The sequence below is a fragment of the Paenibacillus sp. Root444D2 genome (genome assembly GCF_001426375.1).
Classification (GTDB): Bacteria; Bacillota; Bacilli; order Paenibacillales; family NBRC-103111; genus Paenibacillus_E.
Window position 1 is genome coordinate 513357 of sequence record NZ_LMEO01000050.1, and the last position, 19858, is coordinate 533214.

At 44.5% G+C, this 19858-nt stretch carries 18 protein-coding genes; 5 read left to right on the forward strand and 13 right to left on the reverse strand.

Annotation, left to right across the window (positions count from 1 at the left end; all coding sequences use genetic code 11):
* Positions 1-107 precede the first annotated feature (107 nt).
* The gene (locus ASD40_RS29665) at positions 108-1013 is read right to left on the reverse strand and encodes a LysR family transcriptional regulator (RefSeq protein WP_057306730.1); all 906 of its coding nucleotides are present in this window, start codon (positions 1011-1013) and stop codon (positions 108-110) included.
* 130 nt (positions 1014-1143) lie between these two features.
* Here ASD40_RS29665 and ASD40_RS29670 point away from each other — a divergent pair, with 130 nt between their 5' ends.
* Positions 1144-1884 carry an SDR family NAD(P)-dependent oxidoreductase gene (locus ASD40_RS29670; RefSeq protein WP_057306731.1) on the forward strand — a complete coding sequence of 247 codons (741 nt, stop codon included), beginning with the start codon at positions 1144-1146 and terminating at the stop codon, positions 1882-1884.
* Between the two features lie 29 nt (positions 1885-1913).
* Here ASD40_RS29670 and ASD40_RS29675 read toward each other — a convergent pair whose 3' ends face one another.
* The 3 genes from ASD40_RS29675 to ASD40_RS29685 form a co-directional block, all read right to left on the reverse strand.
* Entirely contained in the window at positions 1914-2366 is a 453-nt protein-coding gene (locus ASD40_RS29675; RefSeq protein WP_057307085.1) for a cupin domain-containing protein, read from the reverse strand.
* 110 nt (positions 2367-2476) lie between these two features.
* Entirely contained in the window at positions 2477-3928 is a 1452-nt protein-coding gene (locus tag ASD40_RS29680) for an MDR family MFS transporter (RefSeq protein WP_063870864.1), read from the reverse strand.
* Between the two features lie 51 nt (positions 3929-3979).
* Positions 3980-4435, reverse strand: a complete 456-nt coding sequence (locus ASD40_RS29685) for a CBS domain-containing protein (RefSeq protein ID WP_057307087.1) — start codon at positions 4433-4435, stop codon at positions 3980-3982.
* Positions 4436-4631: 196 nt separating this feature from the next.
* On the opposite strand from ASD40_RS29685, the gene ASD40_RS29690 reads away from it, so the two are divergent.
* The 3 genes from ASD40_RS29690 to ASD40_RS29700 all read left to right on the forward strand — a co-directional run bounded on the left by ASD40_RS29690 (position 4632) and on the right by ASD40_RS29700 (position 5746).
* Positions 4632-5054: a MarR family winged helix-turn-helix transcriptional regulator gene (locus tag ASD40_RS29690; protein WP_057306732.1), complete on the forward strand. Its 423-nt coding sequence runs from the start codon at positions 4632-4634 to the stop codon at positions 5052-5054.
* Positions 5055-5245: 191 nt separating this feature from the next.
* Complete coding sequence (locus ASD40_RS29695) at positions 5246-5446, forward strand: cold-shock protein (protein WP_028553508.1); 201 nt, start codon at positions 5246-5248, stop codon at positions 5444-5446.
* A 69-nt stretch (positions 5447-5515) separates the two neighbouring features.
* Positions 5516-5746: a cold-shock protein gene (locus tag ASD40_RS29700; protein WP_057306733.1), complete on the forward strand. Its 231-nt coding sequence runs from the start codon at positions 5516-5518 to the stop codon at positions 5744-5746.
* Between the two features lie 149 nt (positions 5747-5895).
* Here ASD40_RS29700 and ASD40_RS29705 read toward each other — a convergent pair whose 3' ends face one another.
* The 9 genes from ASD40_RS29705 to ASD40_RS29745 all read right to left on the reverse strand — a co-directional run bounded on the left by ASD40_RS29705 (position 5896) and on the right by ASD40_RS29745 (position 18873).
* Positions 5896-6606, reverse strand: coding sequence for a YebC/PmpR family DNA-binding transcriptional regulator (locus ASD40_RS29705; protein WP_057306734.1), 711 nt, complete (start codon positions 6604-6606; stop codon positions 5896-5898).
* A 478-nt stretch (positions 6607-7084) separates the two neighbouring features.
* Positions 7085-7957 (reverse strand): NAD-dependent epimerase/dehydratase family protein, encoded by an 873-nt coding sequence (locus ASD40_RS29710; RefSeq protein WP_057306735.1) that lies wholly within the window; start codon positions 7955-7957, stop codon positions 7085-7087.
* Positions 7958-8584: 627 nt separating this feature from the next.
* Positions 8585-9457 carry a sugar phosphate isomerase/epimerase family protein gene (locus ASD40_RS29715; protein ID WP_057306736.1) on the reverse strand — a complete coding sequence of 291 codons (873 nt, stop codon included), beginning with the start codon at positions 9455-9457 and terminating at the stop codon, positions 8585-8587.
* A gap of 44 nt (positions 9458-9501) precedes the next feature.
* A complete protein-coding gene (locus ASD40_RS29720) occupies positions 9502-10737 on the reverse strand; it encodes an alpha-L-fucosidase (RefSeq protein ID WP_235549434.1) in 1236 nt (411 codons plus the stop codon).
* Between the two features lie 120 nt (positions 10738-10857).
* Positions 10858-12552 (reverse strand): ABC transporter substrate-binding protein, encoded by a 1695-nt coding sequence (locus tag ASD40_RS29725; RefSeq protein WP_057306737.1) that lies wholly within the window; start codon positions 12550-12552, stop codon positions 10858-10860.
* 120 nt (positions 12553-12672) lie between these two features.
* On the reverse strand, positions 12673-13572 hold the full coding sequence (locus ASD40_RS29730; protein WP_057306738.1) for a carbohydrate ABC transporter permease: 900 nt from the start codon (positions 13570-13572) through the stop codon (positions 12673-12675).
* 71 nt (positions 13573-13643) lie between these two features.
* Positions 13644-14528, reverse strand: a complete 885-nt coding sequence (locus tag ASD40_RS29735; protein ID WP_235549457.1) for an ABC transporter permease — start codon at positions 14526-14528, stop codon at positions 13644-13646.
* 323 nt (positions 14529-14851) lie between these two features.
* Positions 14852-17098, reverse strand: a complete 2247-nt coding sequence (locus tag ASD40_RS29740) for a helix-turn-helix domain-containing protein (protein ID WP_057306740.1) — start codon at positions 17096-17098, stop codon at positions 14852-14854.
* A 401-nt stretch (positions 17099-17499) separates the two neighbouring features.
* Positions 17500-18873 (reverse strand): MFS transporter, encoded by a 1374-nt coding sequence (locus ASD40_RS29745; protein ID WP_057306741.1) that lies wholly within the window; start codon positions 18871-18873, stop codon positions 17500-17502.
* A gap of 364 nt (positions 18874-19237) precedes the next feature.
* Here ASD40_RS29745 and ASD40_RS29750 point away from each other — a divergent pair, with 364 nt between their 5' ends.
* Positions 19238-19819, forward strand: coding sequence for a TetR/AcrR family transcriptional regulator (locus ASD40_RS29750; protein WP_057306742.1), 582 nt, complete (start codon positions 19238-19240; stop codon positions 19817-19819).
* Positions 19820-19858: the final 39 nt, after the last annotated feature.

Genomic DNA, 19858 nt, shown 5'->3' on the forward strand with positions numbered 1-19858 from the left:
AATGAACTCTAAGAGATCTCTACACGATTATTTTCAGAAATATAACGATAATTAACGGTCTTTGTAAATCGCCAACAAAAAAAGACCCACAGCAACGGGCTGAGGGTCTAATTTTTGAGTCCATTGGGGAATTGTTCAAGTAGTTCTTGCCTGAGAAATTGGTAAAGCTTCGAGCTTGCCTGTTTCAACGGAAATTCCGAAGGTTTGGAGAGAATGCCGAAAGTCATGTCTATAAGACTGCCGCTCATAGGCCGTATCGTTGTTCCTGTAGGAACTGGTTTCAAAACAATCTCTGGCACAAGAGCAATACCTAATCCACTTTCTACATAATATTTCAAAGCTGTCATACTGCCAATCTCCATAGTGTCTATTGGATTGTTCCCTGATTCATGCAATACCATTTCAAGTTTTCTGCGGTACGGACAGGTTGCTGATGTGATAAGCAGACGATGTCCCCGAATATCATCCGGCGCTATAACCGCTTTTTGGGCAAGCGGATGGTTCTCCTGCATCAAGACCGCAAACTTTTCCTTAAATAAAGGTTCAAAATAGAGCTCGGAACCCAGGTCCGGTGCCGAACAAAGAGCCAAGTCAATATCCCCATTGAGAAGCCGCTCGCTTAATGTTGGCGTGTTTGCAAATTCCACAGAGATACGGATTTTCGGAAATTGTGATAAAAACCTCTCTAAGATACCAGGTATTCGATAACTGGCAGTTGGCTCCGTCACCCCTAAACGGATATTCCCCCTTTCGCCTAATTGCAAATCCGACAAGTTCGTTTGTAATTGCTCTATATTCTTTACAATTTGCAAACTCTGTTCATAGAACAGTCTCCCGGCTTCTGTTAACTTGATTTTTTTTCCGCGTTCGATAAGCTGAACGCCCAAGTCGGATTCAAGCTTTTGAATTTGCATCGTAACGGTGGATTGAACATAATTCATTTCATCAGCTGCACGAATAAAACTACCGTGCTTTACAATCATTTGAAACGTTTTTAATGTTTTAAGATCCATCGAAGTACCCCTAGCTCCAAGTTCAATTTTTTTGAACATCTCGATCAATTAATTCAATTATACAAATTAAGATTGGCCATATACAATCATTAATATCATAGTAGCAAAAGCAAAAGGAGATAGAATAATTATGGATTTAAAAGACAAAGTGGCTCTTGTAACTGGCGGTGGTACAGGGATCGGAAGGGCTATTAGCCTTGCACTTGCTGAGCGGGGGGCAACTGTCGCGGTGAACTATTCGGCCTCTAAAGCCGATGCGGAAGAAACAGCACAAATCATCCATACAAAAGGTGGCCGCGCCATAGCCATTAGGGCCGATGTTTCTCAAGACAAAGAAGTCAGGAAAATGGTGGATATATTGGTTCAACAATTTGGGACGATTGATTTGCTTGTGAATAATGCCAGCATTACACGGCATATCCCATTTGATGATCTGGAAGCGGCAACAGAAGAAGTATGGGATGAGCTTTATGATGTTAATGTCAAAGGTATGTATTTCTGCGCTAGAGCTGTTGCCCCATTCATGAAAATGAATAAACAAGGAGCGATTGTCAATCTCGGCAGTATAGCGGGACAAACAGGATTAGGCTCCTCTCTTCCATACGCTGTATCTAAAGCGGCAGTTCACGGTCTTACGAAATCGTTAGCACGCGCCTTAGCTCCAAATATTAAAGTCAACTGCGTTGCACCGGGAGCCGTCGCGACAAGATGGTGGACTGGAAGAGAAGAACAAATGAACAGGTTAGCTCCTAATCTTCTGCTGCAGCGCATTTCCACACCTGAAGATATTGCTAAATTTATCTGTGCAGCCTTGGAACAAGAAGCAATGACAGGTCAAATCATTACAGTTGATAGCGGACAAACGTTATAATCAAGATTTTGTATTCCAAGAGCCGTAGCTTATTTCTTGATTAACTTAAAGTCATCATAATGAAACCCCGGCGCTACAACACAGGAGACAAAAACAGGCTCGGTTCCTAGCGGTTTTGCCGTCTGCCAAACGTTGGCCGGAACTAAGGCTTGTGGACACTGTCCATTGATCACATCTGGTCCGAGAATGATCTCTTGTGTTTCCTCAGGCTTGTCTTTTGTACCTCCGAGTGTTAATAACAATGGACTACCTGAATGCCAAAGCCAAAGTTCATCCGATAATACCGTATGCCACTCTGAAAACTCTTCAGGATGAAGCACAAAATAAATGGAAGTAGCCGCGTATCGGGAACCTGTGTACGCTTCATTAAGCACCTCTTTTGGAATTTCGAAGGAAGCTTTCCAAAGCTCCTTGTACCATCCGCCTTCACGATGAGGCTTTAAATCTAGTGCTGCAACTAATGGTGATAAGGATTTTGTAATCATATGGTTCTCTCTCTCTCTTTCTATTTCTTTCTCTATAAAATTCCTATTATATTATACACTTATAACCGGTAGGTATGGCCAGCAAAAATGCAGAGTTCTTTTCAGTTCTATACCTCCTCCATCTTGCTCATAATCACCCCACCTGCAGAGGGACTTTTTTTCCTGAGGAAAAATGTGAGTGGTACCGCCATGACAACAAGTATCGTGCCGATTATAAACAAGTCCTGTATGCTAAGGGAGAGTGCGCGCGAGGCTGCTTGACTATCATTAGCTCCAGATTGTCCCATATAACTAAGGGTTCTGGAAGAAAGAATGGTACTGAAAAGGCTGACAGAAAGCGCAGCGGTTCCTTGACGGATCCAGTTCATGAGTGCCGACGCTTGACCTGACGATTGCGACGGAATGGCGGACATACCGGCATTTGTTACGGGCATATTGCTCATAGCGATTCCAACGTAACGAATGGCAATCCAGGTAACGATGAAGATTGTACTAGAAGTCATGCTTAATCGGGACATAGCCCACGTAGCCACAGCCATCAGTATAACGCCAGACAGGACCAAACGGAATGGCCCCACCTTGTTATACACTTTCCCGACCAGTGAAGAAACAAGCGCCATTGCCAGTGTTCCCGGCAGCATGACAAGACCGGTGTGGAGTGTGGATTCATTTTGAATTTTTTGCAGGTAAATCGGAATAAGAAAAGTTCCTGCATATAGAGAAATTGTAATGGTGCAATTCAAAATTAAACTGTAGGTGAATCGTGGTATTTTGAATAAGCGCAAATGAAGTAGTGGTTCGTTTGACTTAAGCGACCGCATAACAAAGTAAGTAATCATGATAATGCCCACAAGCATAAGCAACATCGTTTTCCATGATGTCCATCCCCAGCTATGACTTTGGCTAAAGGATGTAAGCAGCGAGCTCGTTCCGATGATGACTGTAAGGAATCCGACGAAGTCCAAAGATAAGCCTTTCCCCAGCCGATAGTACGGAATAAAACGCTGAGTGACGATCATGGCTATGATCCCGATCGGAACGTTCATGAGGAATAGGGCTTTCCAGCCATAAGATTCCGTTAACCAGCCCCCGAGCGTTGGGCCGAATGCCGGTGCCAGCATGGCAGAAACGGTCCAAAGGCTGATTGCACTGGCTTGCTTCTCTTTTGGAATTACCTGATAAATAATCGTCATCGTAGTGGGCATAATGATACCGCTAAAGAGCCCCTGAAGAATTCGAAACGCGATAAGCGACTCCATATTCCATGCGAAAATGCAAAGTAAGGAGGTTAGTGTAAATCCGCCTAATGCGTAGACATACAGCCGTTTGTAGCTTAATTTATCCCCGATGAATCCAATGACAGGAGCAATAACACCTGTTGCCAGCATGAATCCAGACATCATCCATTGAACGGTATTCAGCGGAGCATTAAAATCGTCCATGAAAACGGGCAGCGCCACATTAATGGTAGTCGTGCTCAAGGCCGCCATGAAATTCCCAAAAAATACAGCAAAAACAATACGCCAGAATGGTTTCTGTATTGAGTCACTACTCTCCACTTTTTTTCCTCCAACTTGCCGCTGTACGTTCTATCCTTTCCTTTGGCATCCTTATAAAATGGACTGGAAGGAATACCGAATAACATCCCCCCTGCTGATTATTCCGACAAGAACGCCTTGGTTTAGAACCGGCAGTTTTTTAATTCGTTTTTTACCCAATATGGCAGCAATTTGCTCAATATCCTCATCCGAATCTACGGTAAAAACCTTCTTTCGGGCGATTTTCATCACATTCAAAGGAAGCAATCTACGAACTCTTTCGTGGAACTCTTCATTGTCTCCTTTGATGACGGCCGTATAAAAATATGAACCGAAGACATGGTCATCGTGCTTGCCGATAAAACGCATAATATCCCCATCACTAATGTAAGCAACCACTTCATTCCGGTCATTAACGACGGGAAGCCCACTGATTCTGTGCTTAATAAACTTTTCAATCACGTCGCGTACAGAATCGCCTTCCTTTACTTTGTAGACTTGACGAACCATGATTTCATTTGCCTTAATGACGGTTCCCCTCCAGTTTAGAAATTGCCTTCTGTTCAAATAAGTTGTATGATGAAACTATATACTTGCATTATACAACTATGTGATGCGAAGTCAATCCATATTCAGTCCGTATGTTCGAAGATATTCAAAACATACCGGGTATGTTACGATAAAAGTAATGAAGTTGTATAAAGAAATGAAAACGAGGTAACCTATGACGAAACATCCTGCCGAAACCATTGAGCTTGAATTAACCATTCTTATGCGCCGGTTTATGGCCGCAACTACCAATAAAAAAGTTGGAAATCTGGATCGTTCAGCCTATCTTTTACTTCATCAAATCTCTTCACAGGGATCTGCTGGTGTCAAAGCCTTGGCAGAGGAATTTCATCTGGATATCTCGACAATCAGCCGACAATCGGCCGCTTTGGAACAAAAAGGCTATGTATACCGGATTCTAGATCCCCAGGATGGACGTGCCTATTCCCTACAAATCACGGAAAGCGGGGCCAAAGAATTGGCTTCAAACAAACAGGCTCGATTCGAACGAGTAGCGGAGCTATTGCAAGAATGGTCTTTGGAAGATCAGCAAATGTTCGGAGAACTTTTGAGTAAGTTTAATCGCACTTTTATTTAGACCCTTCTCTACTGACCATTTGCATTAATAAATTGCTTTGTAATCTTTTGTGTGATATGATGATCTTATAAAACGTGTTAACATAAATTCACATATTGAAAAGGTGATCATTTGTGTAATGGTACCTTTTTCAATGTGTGATTTTTTTATCTAAAAAAACATGTTAAATAACTATTTGGAGGTAATTGATTATGGAAACAGGAACAGTAAAATGGTTTAACGCAGAGAAAGGCTTTGGCTTTATTGAAGTGGAGGGCGGAAATGACGTATTCGTGCATTTCTCCGCGATTCAAGGTGATGGTTTCAAATCACTTGACGAAGGACAACGTGTTGAATTTAATGTAGCTCAAGGCAACCGCGGACCTCAAGCCGAGAATGTTGTAAAACTGTAATACAAAGATACAGTAAACTGTCCTTAACAAGTGTTAAGGGCAGTTTTTTTTAATCTAAGGAGGATAACTATGTATTTTCGAAGAAAATCGTTAGAGGATCTCCCTCAGGAAAACACTAAAATCTGGGCTTGCAAGGAAGAAGATTGTAAGGGTTGGATTCGGGACAATTTTGCGTTTGAGTACGTTCCCACTTGCCACCTTTGCCTCTCTCCCATGATTAGCAGCGTGAAGATGCTACCTCTGATTGCCAACTCCAACATAGATATGAAGTCCCTTAATAAAGGCAGACTGATCTCGTAGACGGTTCCATATTGAAATATATCTTGTCTTTCATCCAGATTTTTTATTCTAGGTCTCGTTAACTTCGGTAGAATAACAAAAAAGCTGGTTCCTGTTGCGAACAGGAACCAGCTTTTTCCGTTGTATTATGAGATCAACTTACTTGTTGGTTATTCCACGTTGTGATAAACCTGCTGCACATCCTCTAAATCTTCCAAAGCATCAATCAATTTGTCGAATTGGGCTTGTCCTTCTTCTGATAAAGTGATGCTATTTTGCGCTAACATCGTCAGTTCAGCAATGGCAAACTCCGTGATTCCGGCCTTTTTGAATGATTCTTGAACAGCATGGAACTGCTCCGGATCAGCGTAAACCATAACGATGTCATCTTCTTCAGCAATGTCACGAACGTCTACATCCGCTTCAAGCAAAATTTCCATGATGTCATCGATGCTCTTGCCTTCAATACCGATGACAGCAGTGGCATCGAACATGTAAGCGACTGAGCCGTTTACACCCATATTGCCGCCATTTTTACTGAATGCTGCACGTACACTTGAAGCTGTACGGTTCACGTTATTCGTCAATGCGTCCACTATGACCATCGCACCGTTTGGTCCGAAGCCCTCGTAACGAAGCTCCTCATAAATTTCATCCGAGCTGCCTTTTGCTTTATCAATGGCACGATCAATAATTGCTTTCGGCACATTATAAGTTTTTGCCCGTTCGAGCACAACTTTCAGAGCACGATTCGCTTCAGGATCCGGTTCACCCTTCCGTGCTGCTACATAAATTTCAAGGCCGAACTTAGCGTAAATTCGACTTGTATTTGCATCTTTAGAAGCTTTCTTCTCTTTAATGTTATTCCACTTACGGCCCACGATTGATCCCACTTTCTATTTTTATTTCATTAATATAATAACCGATTTTCATTCTAAATGGAAAAAAAGTTGCATCATAATTTCCGTACTAACATTTTTCGTTGCGGTTTTCGCGCCTATTTGTTCGGTGGCGCCTGGATAAGCGCGGTTTCCGCGCTTTCACAGCACGGACGCGCGGGACAGACTGCTGAGATCGATTTTCCGCTTCTCAGGCCCTACCGCCGAGCTTCAGCTTGCCGAACCGTAAGGAAAGGGCTATCCTCGACCGATTCCTTTCGGATTCGGAGGATAGCCCTCGAAGATGGTACCACTATAGACTTGCTTACTGCTGAAAAACAACCGTCGGATTGGAAGAGATAACGTACACGCTTTCCTTGTGTGTCCCGCCGTAGTATCTCGTCGCAATTCTACGCATTGTGTTGCTTAACACCCGCGTTCCGATTTGAAATATTCTTTGTTGAAACTCCATCTGTCTATATCACATTGCCGGGATTTCAGAAGGCACCTTCAAGTGTGTTACATCGATCCCTTTTTCATCGCGCGCTTTTAAGTCTTTTAGAAACTCAAGGAAGCCATAACGAGGTTTCCAACCAATTGCCTTTTCAGCTTCAGAAAGGTCATGTTGTTCCACTTGCTCAGGCAATTCGATCTCGTATTTATTAAGCAAATGAATGGCGCCAGGAACCTGTGTCTCACACCACTCTGGACCATATTTTCTAAAGTCTTGGATTACTTCTATCGGCATGCCGTGATTCGTATGAACAATTGTACGAAAAAGCCCCACTCTCTTCTCCAAAACTGCCTTGACAGAAGCAACTGTAGCTTCAGCAACATCCCTTCTATCCACACCATTACGAAGCAAACGTGCCCCGAACTCTAAATACGGGCGAGGTATGAACTCATGGTAACGAAGCATGGCTATCGATGCACCGGTCATTTCATGATAAGTCTTACATAGATCTTCCCCAATAACTTTGCTAACGCCATAGACTGACCACCAACCATATGCCATTGAAGAAGCATATACAATAGATTGAATCCCCGCTTGCCTGCAGGCTTCCAGAACATGGAATGTTCCATCCACATTTACAGCAAAAATCGTTTCATCGCTTACGGGTGGATTATGCGCGCAATGCCATGCTGCTAGATGAACAACAGCATCCATTCCATTTACCGCTGAACGTACATCACCAGGGGATCTCGTGTCACACCTAACGAATTCAATTTCTCTCAAATCGTCAGCACTTGGAGGCATAACGTCTGCCATCTTAACCGAAAAGCCTGCTTGAATTAATGCCCTGCAAACAGCTTGTCCACCATTGCCGGCAGCACCGGTAACCAGAACTTTCATGATTTCACGCCACCTAACTTCGTATTTAGGTTATCTATTCGTCATCCTTAATGATACACCTGCAATTGGATGAAATATCAGTTCCATCCTTTAGCGATAACCGGTTTCTTTTTATTATTCAAAACCCTACCTAACAAACTCAATTTCTTTTTTCGTTTGAGAGCGAGTTTAACACCTTCAATTAGTAGTATTGATCTCAATTCGTCGCGACGATTGAGCGTGTGTAACCTCTTTATGAACTGCTTGTCCATATTGACCATCCTCTCAAGTGTCAGTAAATGAGTAGCAGGACTTCTTATTCTGTTATATATACATTATAAGCTTGCATTGGATAAAATGTTTGTCACATTATAGATGAGTACTGCGCTTATTTTGTCGACAATATGTCCACGAACCCATTCACATATTTGAAGAGCCACTTCATTTACCCCCGTTTTCGAAATATCGACGGTCGGCATTGGTGGTGTGTATGCTTTGTCAGCATTTTCAAGCAACCACTTTGCAAAGGATTTATGCTCTTTGAATCATATCCTCTGACCAATTCCTCGCACGTAATCGTAATTGCTTCTTCCCCCTAATGAGACAAAAGCAGCCAATCCATATTGGACGGCTGCCTTTGTCTTTCACTTAAATTTCATTCCACAATTTTCTTAAGTTATTCATGCCTATCCGCGAACCGACTTCACAGTCTTCCATCCCTTCGAATTCTACGGTTACATAGCCGTCATAGCCCGTATTTTTGATCAGCTTTATGATTTCTCTGATCTCGATGTCCCCATGGCCGACGATTGCGCCCCTTAAATAATTTCCGTTTGTAGTCCGGAACCAATTGCCTTCTCCCGGGTCTTGATAGTACGGTCTGAAGTAAAAATCTTTAAAATGGATTAAGGAAGCGTAAGGTAGATTTTTGCGCACGCCAACAAGCGGGGCTTCGTCTACGCACATAAAATTGCCTACATCCAATGTTGTTTTAAAATTGGGGCGATTCACTTCGGCTAGCACGCGCTGCACCCGATCGCTCGCCTGCACGGAGAAACCGTGATTTTCAATCGTAGTCGTAATGCCGTAGTTTGCCGCATAGTCGGCAATAATTCGGCTTCCACGAACGATAAGCGGTAAACTGTTTTCAAAGTACTCGATTGTCATTTTCTCCGGAGGCAGTGTAAAGGCCGTAACATCATGGCGCATATGCCTCATGCCCAATCGATGCACAAGATCAACGTGCTGCTTCACACGGTCCATCTCATCTTCGAACTCTTCCTCCGTCTCCTGTACGAAGTTAGCAGGAATCGAATAATTCGATAAATCGATACCGACCGATCTCGCCTTATCTCTGAGCGCATCCGCCAGCTCCAGATTATCCACAAGCGTATAGCCATACGGAACAAGTTCCAGATGCTCGCCGCCGTTGTCTTTCACCCACTGAACAACATCCAGAATTGTCATTTTTTCCGACTTCAACGCCTGCAGCAAACTGTAAGAACTAAGCCCGATTTTCATCTTCATACCTCCAAGTATTCATCGATTAACGTTCAAACTTCGAATCAGCTTACCGAGTAAGCGGCAAATTTGCGTACAATCGGCGTCGCTGCGCACTCGGTAAACCGGACTCTCAATTCACTTGTCTCAACAGCTGTAAATCTATCGATTTTCTTGTGACCGATGGCGCTTCCTTTTACAAGTTCCACCCACTCGCCGTTACGCTGCGCTTCAAGCACATATTCCCGTACCCGTTCGCCGTGTGCGATGTCTTCCATAATAATAACATGATCGACGGATTGCTCACCCTTTAATTGAAGCGTTACTTCCATGCCTCCTCCTGTTGTAACGGCGAGCGGAGCGTCAAACCGGCGACGGATTTCATCGCCTAGTTCGATTACGCGCTGCACGTCCACTTCCGGCAGTAAACCGCGGTCATCAGGGGCAACGTTTAACAACAGTGTCGCGCCATGCCCCACAGAGCGGTAGTAAAGATCCATCAAGTGTTCCAAGCTGTGCAGGCTGACCTCGTCGTCCGGATGCCAAAACCAATGGCGTTTGCGGATTGGTACATCGCACTCCGCAGGCACCCATGATGTAGTGCCTTCCATCCAAGTAAGCATATCGCTTGTGAACATACTCTCTCTTGCGCTCTCCGCTGTATTCCAGCACGGGTATGGGGCAACGCCGTCTTCATTTCCAACCCAGCGAATAGTCGGCTGTCCCATATTGAACACCATCGCATCCGGTTGGTACTGTGTGACAAGTCCGATAATTCTCTGCCAGTCGTACTCCCGGCCCTGAGAGCCTGCCCCATCAAACCATACCTCGACAAGCGGACCGTATTGTGTCAACAGCTCGGTCAATTGTTCCGCATAGAAATCGTCGTATGCCGCTTTGTCCGAATAGCACGGCTCATGACGGTCCCAAGGCGACAAGTACAAACCGAACTGTAAGCCTTCCTCCCGGCAGGCATCCGACACTTCGCGGACAACGTCCCCTTGTCCATCTTTCCATGGGCTCGACTTGACCGAATAATCGGTCGTCTTCGTTGGCCATAAGCAGAACCCGTCATGATGCTTGGCAGTCAAAACAAAATATTTAAACCCGGCCAGCTTTGCTGTCCTCACCCACTGGCGCGCATCCAGCTGCGTTGGATTGAACTTAAGCGGTGAGTCTGTTCCCTCTCCCCATTCCTGATCGCAAAACGTGTTCATGCCAAAATGACAAAACATACCCAGCTCCAAGTCCTGCCAGGCCATCTGCTGCAGGGTCGGTTTCGCTAAAACGTTAATATCCATGAATGAGCCACACTCGCTTCCTTTAATTTGTATGATCATCGCCTTAGTTATAGCAGTCAGAAATCGCATAGTTCCGCCATCAGATCAGATCCGAAGGCGGAACATAAGGAAGCTCTAGTATTACTTTTTGGCAATTGCCTTTTGATAGATTTCGATATACTTGCCTAGCTGCAAGCCGTCAAAACCTTTTACATAGCTATCCCAATCTTTCTCAATGTCCTTGCTGCCCGTAATGAACTGCGCCATGTTGGACTTAATGTAATCGCGGATTGTCGTTTTCAGTTGGGCTGCCACTTCCGCATCTTCCAATGCGATGAACACGCTGGACGGATACATCATCTTCGATTGGAAAGGTTCATATTTCGCCGATTCACGCTTCAATCGAACTTCGTATGCGCCTTCAGCAAACGGATCCTGAAGAGCTGCCCACGAATCGCGGTATTGGAACGTGCGGAGAGACGGACCGATCTGTTCCCAACCATCGTTGTGCGTCGTTTTGGTATCAGTTATCGGAATAATCGCATATTTCGCCGGTTTGCCGTTCATATCCAGCTCGCCGTCCTTCGCTTTGCGCCATCCTTGGCCTTCCGGACCGCGCTCTTCAAGTACGATCGCTTCTTCTGTGTATAAATAGTCGGCCAAACGGATTGCAGCAATTTGCTGTTCTTTCGTCGCTTTATTCGTAATCGCCATCTGCGAACTGCCCACTCCCGCATAATACCCTGCTTGCTGCACACCGTTCGGTCCTTTGAGCGGAGGAACGGTTACATACTCTTTATGGCGCGGGTGCTTTTCGTCCGGCGAATGAGCGTAACTGATCAAAGCTGTAGTAATGCCTCCCATCACATTGGCGTCCTGGCGGTTGCCGAGCTGCTGAATCGCGTCGGAATTTTGTGTAAATGATGCTGGATCGATCAGTCCTTCCTTATATAACTTGTTCAGGTACAACAATCCCTGCTTCCATTCTGCCTTGTTGGCGGACAAATCCACCTTGCCGTCCTTCAACTGGAGGAACGTACCGCTGTCTTTGTCCACCTGGTCGTCGATAATGAACGAGTTCATCAGAAAGGAGGCGATGTTGCCTGCCCACATGTCGTCGGAACCTGTAAGCGGAATTTCATCTTTTTTGCCATTACCGTTCGGATCTTTTTCCTTAAATGCTTTCATCACTTCATAAAACTCATCCGTTGTTGTCGGCATTTTCAGTCCGAGCTTATCCAGCCATGACTGGTTTATCCACAGCTTCTGGGCGTAGTTGCAGTGATAGCACTCGTTAATTTGCGGAAGCGCATAAATGTTGCCATCCGGCGCCGTGATGGAGCTCTTCAGATAAGGCAGATCGGCCATCGCTTTCTTGAAGTTCGGCGCGTATTTATCAATCAAATCGTTCAGCGGAATAAACACGCCCTGCTTGCCGTACTTCATCTGCTCATCTTTGGTCAAGGACCCATGTAAAATCACTTCCGGATAATCACCGCTTGCCAGCATCAGTTGTTTGCGGTCGTTAAGCGCTTTGTCAGGTACGAGGTCCCATTTAATTTGAATGTTCGTCTTGTCCTGAACGTATTTCGTAAATGTATTGGTCTCCATATTCTCGATGCTGGCGAGCTGAGGTGCAAACATTTTAATCGTCATCGGTTTCTTTACAATTGGGTATTGTCCTACAGGTGAGAACACATCGGTCGCGACAGGCGCGCTGGTTGAAGGTGTGTTTGCCGCAGGCGTACCTGATTCTGTGCTGCAAGCGCTCAAAACGAGCGAAAAGCTTAATACTACCCCCATCGTACCCGTGTAAGCTTTATTCCATTTTTTCATATAGACGACTCCTCCCATTTTATCGAACCCTGTCATTTGAATCTAAAGGAAGTAATCTAAGCTGCAAGACTAACGTACCACCACCTTTCAAGTTAATTGAGCTGTTTGGCCGCCATAGTGTTACCCTTTCAATGAACCGATCATGACGCCCTTAACAAAATGCTTCTGCACGAACGGATAGATGATCAGCACGGGGGCACTCGCAACAACGATAAGCGAATACTTGAGCAAGTCCTTCAGCCCCTGCTGAGCCAACATTTGATCCACTTTGGACACCATGGTCGCATCAATTGTGTTCAGAATCAGAATGTTGCGCAGCACGATTTGCAAAGGGAACAAATTCGGCGATTTCAGGAAAATCAAGGCATCGAAATAAGCGTTCCAATGGCCGACTGCATACATCAGCGTTAGCACAGCCAGAATCGGTTTGGAAAGCGGAAGCACGATACTGGTAATGAACCGGATGTCGCTGCAGCCGTCGAGTTCCGCAGCTTCGGCGATCTCATCGGGAATCGTTGTCTGGAAAAAGGTGCGGGCAACAATAACCTGAAACACCGCCATCGCCCCTGGTAAAATCATCGCCCAGCGAGAATCGAGCAAATGCAGGTTTTTCACGACTAGATAGAAAGGGATAAGCCCTCCGTCAAACATCATCGTGATGACCAGGAGTACCATAATAAAATTGCGGCCGTAGAACGTTTTTCTGGCCAGCGGATAAGCAAGCATAACAGTCAATGCAACGTTGACAGCCGTACCGGCGACTGCATAAATCAGCGAATTCATGTAACCGGATACGATTTGCGGATTGCGGAACACCGCTTTATAGCCCTCTAGCGTAAACTCGACTGGAAACAGCCACACCTTACCGGATACGACAGCTTGCGGCGAGCTAAATGATGAGCTGATGATGAATATGAGCGGGAAAAGGACGACGATCAGCACAACAGTTAAAAGCATGTAGATGCCGAGCAGAAACAACCGATCGCCCTGCGATTCCCGAATCGTTGTCGATTTTAGCATAAATGATCCTCCTTACTGTGGACTGACGCTCCTGAATTGTGCGCAACATCGGGTTCTAGCGACTCCGTCCGTTACCACAAGCTCGAATTGGACAGCTTCTTGGCTATGTAGTTGACACCTACGAGAAGAATCAGGTTGACGACTGAGTTAAAGAAGCCGATTGCTGCTGAGAAGCTAAAGCTGGAGCTAAGCAGACCCACCTTGTACACATAGGTCGAAATGACTTCCGACGTGCTGACGTTGAGTGGATTTTGCATCAAATATATTTTTTCGAAGCCAAGCTTCATTATGTTACCTAAATTCAAAATGAGCAGTATGACGGAAACTGGGATCAGACTTGGGATATCGATATTGATGATCTTCTGAGGTCTGGACGCGCCATCCACTTTAGCCGATTCATACAGTTCAGGGTTAACGCCTGACAGAGCCGCTATATAAATGATGGCACCGTAGCCCGTATACTGCCATACATCCGACCAGACATAGATCGATTTGAACAAGCTGGGGATGCCCATGAAATTTGTGTTATCCACGCCGAGCATTTGCAGAAACTTGCTGATGATTCCGACGTTCGGCGACAGTGTTACGATGAGAATGGACACCATGATAACCGTTGAAATAAAGTAAGGCGCGTAAGTGACCATCTGCACGCTCTTTTTGAAAAATCCGTTGCGTATTTCATTCAAAGCCAGCGCCAATAGGATCGGGGCCGGAAAGCCGACAAGCAAGCCGTACATACTGATGCCGAGCGTGTTCTTCATATACATCCAAAAATTCGGTGATTCGAAAAATTGTTCAAAATACTTCAAACCGACCCAGGGGCTTCCCCAAATGCCTTTGATGACGTTGTAGTCTTTGAAAGCAATGACAACACCAGCCATAGGAATGTACTTAAAAATAACCAAATAAAGAAGCGGCAGCAATACAACCAAATATAACTGCCAGTGACGCTTCATTTTTTTCCCAACGATGTTTAAAGATGACTTGCTGCCGGGCACTGCCGTTTTATGCTGATTGCTGTTGTTTGGAGGTATGGACGTCCTTAACTCCTTTTGGATGATTGACATTAGCTCCTTCTCCTTTCGTCTGATCTGATGACGTTTTCATATCTTAATACTAGAGTGCGATAGCAGGATGCTGCAAGAAACAAGAATCGTGTCCCTAACCTTTTTCCCATAGCCTGAAAATACGCGCAGCTCCGGTTAATAGCCGGAGCTGCTGCTTGATAACCATTATTAAACTGATGGGTGAACAAGCTCTGCAAACTCTTTTCTACCGCTTAACCAATTTCACCCAGTTGCCTACGTGCCGCTTCCTCGCGGAATTCGCTAGGGGAGCTGCCAACCACTTTCTTAAACGCGCGGCTGAATGAAATCGCACTCGTATAACCGACCTGTTCGGCTACCTCCTGCATGGAAGCTTGTGATTCCGTAAGGAGACGCTGCGCAACCTGCATGCGAATATCGATCAGGAAGTCGACGAACTTCTGTCCGGTCTCTTCCTTAAACAGCTTACTTACATATTTGGCATTGATGTTGAAGTTTGAACTGAGATAATCGAGCGACATATTCGGATTGGCGTATTGCTCTTCGATGAATTTCCGCATATCGCGAATCGTAGCTGCATGCAGACGCTGCTCCTGCGCTTCCTGCAATACGGTGCCCAGACTATTCAGCATAGCCAAAGTCTCTTCCCGCATTTGTTCGAGAGAATGGCAAAGATCAACAGTTTCGCTTAGTTTCGGCAAACCGTCTCGTGCCCATATGTCTTGAAACTCTTTTGTCATTCCCGCCATTTCCCGGCCCAAATAGTAAATGAAATAATTCATCAGATTCGTAATCTCGTCCTTCGTCAACAGCCCCTGCTTCATTTCGCCAAATAGCTCGTCGAACTTCGTCCTCCAGTCTTCGTCGAGCAGTCTGAACGACTGGACTATGGAGCGAATCGCATTCAGATGCGAGAACACTTCTGCTTGGCCGTGATTTGCGATGTGCTTGCTTGTAATGAGACGGTTTTCCCCTAGCACAATTTTGTGTTTCAGTGCCGTAAGCGCCCCTTTGTATGAATTTGCAACATCGGAAAGTTGTACAACCTGCTCGCCGATACCGATAGTTACCGTAAACTTAAGGTTATCCTGTGTCCACAGACGAACGCTCTCAAAAAGCTCGAGAATCACAGAATGCTCGCTGGCCTCCTCTTCGCCCTCAAGGAAGACCATAACGCTGAGCTGAGACGCGGAAGTCCACTCTGCCCACAGCTCGAGTCCATGCTTTGGAGCAAGCTCCTGAATGACGCTGCGAAGCGCGAATTTAAGCAGATTCTGGTCTATGCGCGAGTATTGGCGGCAAAAGTCGTTGTATTTATCCATTTCGATCACAAGCACCACTTGTCCGTCGGAAGGGCGCGGAAGCTGAAGACTGCTCGTTTCTTCCATCCATTCGTCGATCGTTAAGCCCGTACCGCCTTCAATGAGTTGATGGAACAAGTACCTCGTTCGAAGATGCATGTCCTCTTTGTGCTTTTGCTGATACTGATTAGATTGCTCAATAATATTAACGAGCGCAGACTCGATGAACGAGAACTCATCCCCGCCCTCCTTGGACACACTGCCTGACAGCGGAAGACGGTAACCTCGAATACGCGCAACAATCTGCTCAAGCGGTTTCGAATTGCGTCTGGTCACATAAACTAACCATATGAATCCAAATACAATCATCGCGATCCCGATAATAAACCACACGTTATACAGCGAGGAGACGATATGAAACACCTTACCGTTGACAAGTCCGCTTTGAAAGGACCATCCCGTATAGCTCGATACATAATTAGAGAATATCCTCGCTTGTCCCTTAGAATTCGAATCTTTAAATAAATCTTTGCCTGAAGCATCCTGAACCCCGATAAAGCTTGCTTTCGAATCGTACAGGTCGGCGATATTTTTTTGCAAAGAATCGGTCGCCACGTTGACAACGATCATTCCTTTTTCGCTCGTTATGAACGGCGCCCCCCGAACAAGACTAACAACAGGTTTACTGCCTTTCACCGTAAACTGTTCAAAGTCTCTAACACCCGACCAGTGTTTGGACATCTGCGGAACCATGGCTCGTTTAATGAACGGTTCATCCTTATAATTGCCGAGTTGATCGCTTGTCGCATTGCTGAGAACGAAATTGTCTTCAAAACGCACCAAATAGATCGAATCGATAATTGGATAGGAAGAGATCATTTCCTGCATTTTTTTAACCGCACTTATGTTTATGTAAACGTTGTCTTTTGCATCATTATTAAAGAAATCAATCAATTGCTTATTATTAATCGATTCGGTCATTACCATATTGTCAATCGCTTTCAGGGAGGTGTCAATCAGACGCATCGCCTGCAGTGACAACATTTTGTTGGCGTTCAGCGCCTCCTTCCGGCTTTGCTCGCTGAGCAGCTGAAAAAATACGAAAAACGTAAACGTGACCACGATAAAAAAGATAGGTACATACGAAAGCAGCAGCCGATGAAATAACGTTTTTCCCATGTTCAGCCTCCAATTTAGAATACCTGCTACTGTTTATTTCTTTATTCAGAGGTTATTCCCTTCGAACTTATTAAAACTAAATGAAAAAGTCAGACTTCATAGAATTATACGGCCGTTAGCTAAACAGCAAAAATGACCCACAGCAATGGGCTGAGGGTCTGAGGTTTATATATTTAAACCATTCGTCGTTTAGTCTCTATTTAGAAACATGTTCGGCAAACAAATCCACGTATTGGAACAGAAATCCGTGACCGGAATCCAGATAAATAATCAGTTGTGCATTAGGAATGCATTGGGAAACAATACTGTTTCTGCTGTTGCTCCACTTTGTTTAAATGGATTCATGATCTATCTTCTCCCCGGAGATTAATTTTATCCAAAAGATGATTTTTATTTAAATCTTAGGCCATTTGTGGTTTTCTCAATGTCGATCTGAGATAACCAATTGCGCAACCGATGGATAGGATTACAACTATCGTTAGACCCCAATAGATATTGCTATAAGCACTCGCTTGAGGGATGTTCTTCTGCCAAACAAGGGCACTTGCTGTCATAGCAACACCAAAGGCACCGCTAAAAAATTGGAGAAGTTGAAATAGACCGAGTCCTGATCCAATCTGCGATGGCAGCAGTATTCTAGACATTTCATTAGATACACTGCTATTCAAAATAGTGATACTAACGCTCATTAGCATATAAATCAGCATGATCGAAACAAATGAAGTTCCTTCAAACAAGGCGAACAAAATGACAGAAGCGAGAAGGAACAAAGGTAGAAATCTGATAATCGTGTTGTTTCCGCGCGAATCAATGATACGGCCAACCCGTCGGGATACGAACACGGCTAATATCGAGCCCGGAAAAATGACAAGACCGGCTTGAATTGCACTTAGGCCATACTGTTTAACAAGGATCTGCGGCATTAGGAATAGTGTAGCAAAGCTACAAAGATACGCTGCTATCCCCACAGCTCCTAGAATGAGAAAAGACCGATTCAAGAATAGTGATGGGAGTACGAAAGGCTCTTTAACCGATCGAATGCGGACGATAAATAAGGCAAGAGCGACAAGTCCGAACATCAACATGATCCATGAGTGGTTGGTTAAGAAAAGCAGAAGTCCTGTCGTTCCAACGCCAATAAATAGTGCGCCTAGGGCATCAAAAGACCCTTTACGCGGCTCTTCTTTCGGAATGAGAACTACAAAGAAAGGCACTAACAGTAAAGTAACTGCAGTTACGACGAACAAAATATGCCAACCTAGGTATTGGACAATGGCTCCGCCGACGACTGGACCTAAGCCAAGACCTAGCGATATGGAAGACATAATCAGAGCCATTGCCTTACCCCGCCGCTCAACCGGAACATACCGGGAAATCAAGTTGAGGGATAAGGCAGGGATCGAACCTGCTCCAGATGCTTGCAGAATGCGGACGATTAGCAGCATGATGAAATTGTTACTGAACAATCCAGCGATTGCCGCAAGGCTGAGAAATAATATTCCTATAATAAAGAGCCTTCGGATTGGAATGAAGTCAGCTAATCGGCTATACGTTATGGATGCCATCGCGAAAACAATAGAGTAACCCGTCACAATCCACGAGGTAGATGAAGCAGACAGATGAAAATCTTTTGAAACAGCAGGTAAAGCCAAATTAAACATCATCGTGTTCATGATGACGAGTACGATCGCTATACCGAGTAGAAGGGTAACCACACCTTCTTTCATAACACCCTGATCTTTCACATCGATAGAAGTATTCTTTATCTTAAACATCTTTTGTTTACCCCTTCCCAAAGCTTCCCCAAAATTCTTTAGTTCTAATTTTCCCACTGTGGTGGATTTAAATAATTTTTCTATTCAATTATTCATAAGTACCCTCCATTTGAATTTGATTTCAATTCATAATAATTATTAAAGAACGACCATTCTCAAATAGACAGAGAGATAATCGTTATCGGCTGCGTTATCTAAGCACAACTATACGCCATTTAAGAATGAACAGTCAAATATAATATTTGAATATGAGGATATACCCTTGGTTTTTCGAAGTCGTAATGAATAATATTCAAAGTAAACTGGCTATTCATTTTGACTAACCGTTCTTAAATTACTATACTATCCTTAAGGAGGTTATCCTATGCCCAGACCAAAAGAATTTGATCAAGAACTCGCTTTAGATAAAGCCATGGAGCTATTTTGGCAGCAAGGCTACGAAAGAACTTCTATTCAAGACCTTGTGGAAAAGACGGGTGTTCACCGCGGAAGCCTGTATGATACGTTCGGAGACAAAAATCAATTTTTCTTGACCTGCCTGGATCGGTTCCGTCAAGTTTCCAACCATAGACTTTTTTCTATCTTAGAGGAATCCGGTTCTCCTAAAGAGGTGCTTGCCCATTTCTTTGATAAGGTGATCGACAGTGCCTTGAGGAGCGAAACGCAGCGAAGGGGATGTTTTATTGCAAATACGGCCATGGAGCTTGCAGCAATCGATCCCGGCATCGCCAGTAGGGTTGAAGCTTATAACCTCGATATGGAGTCTCGATTTTACCAATTTCTATTGAAGGCGCAAAAACAGGGTGGTATGAAATTCCACCATACGCTACGCGAGCTTTCACGGTTTTTGGTTAATACGCGCAACGGCCTTTATGTACTAGGCAAAACCGCTTCAGATCGGCAATCTCTGCAGGATGTTGTGAAAGTAGCCTTATCTATTTTGTGAATCGATAAAGCCAAATATAAGTTTCTAATAGTAATAAGA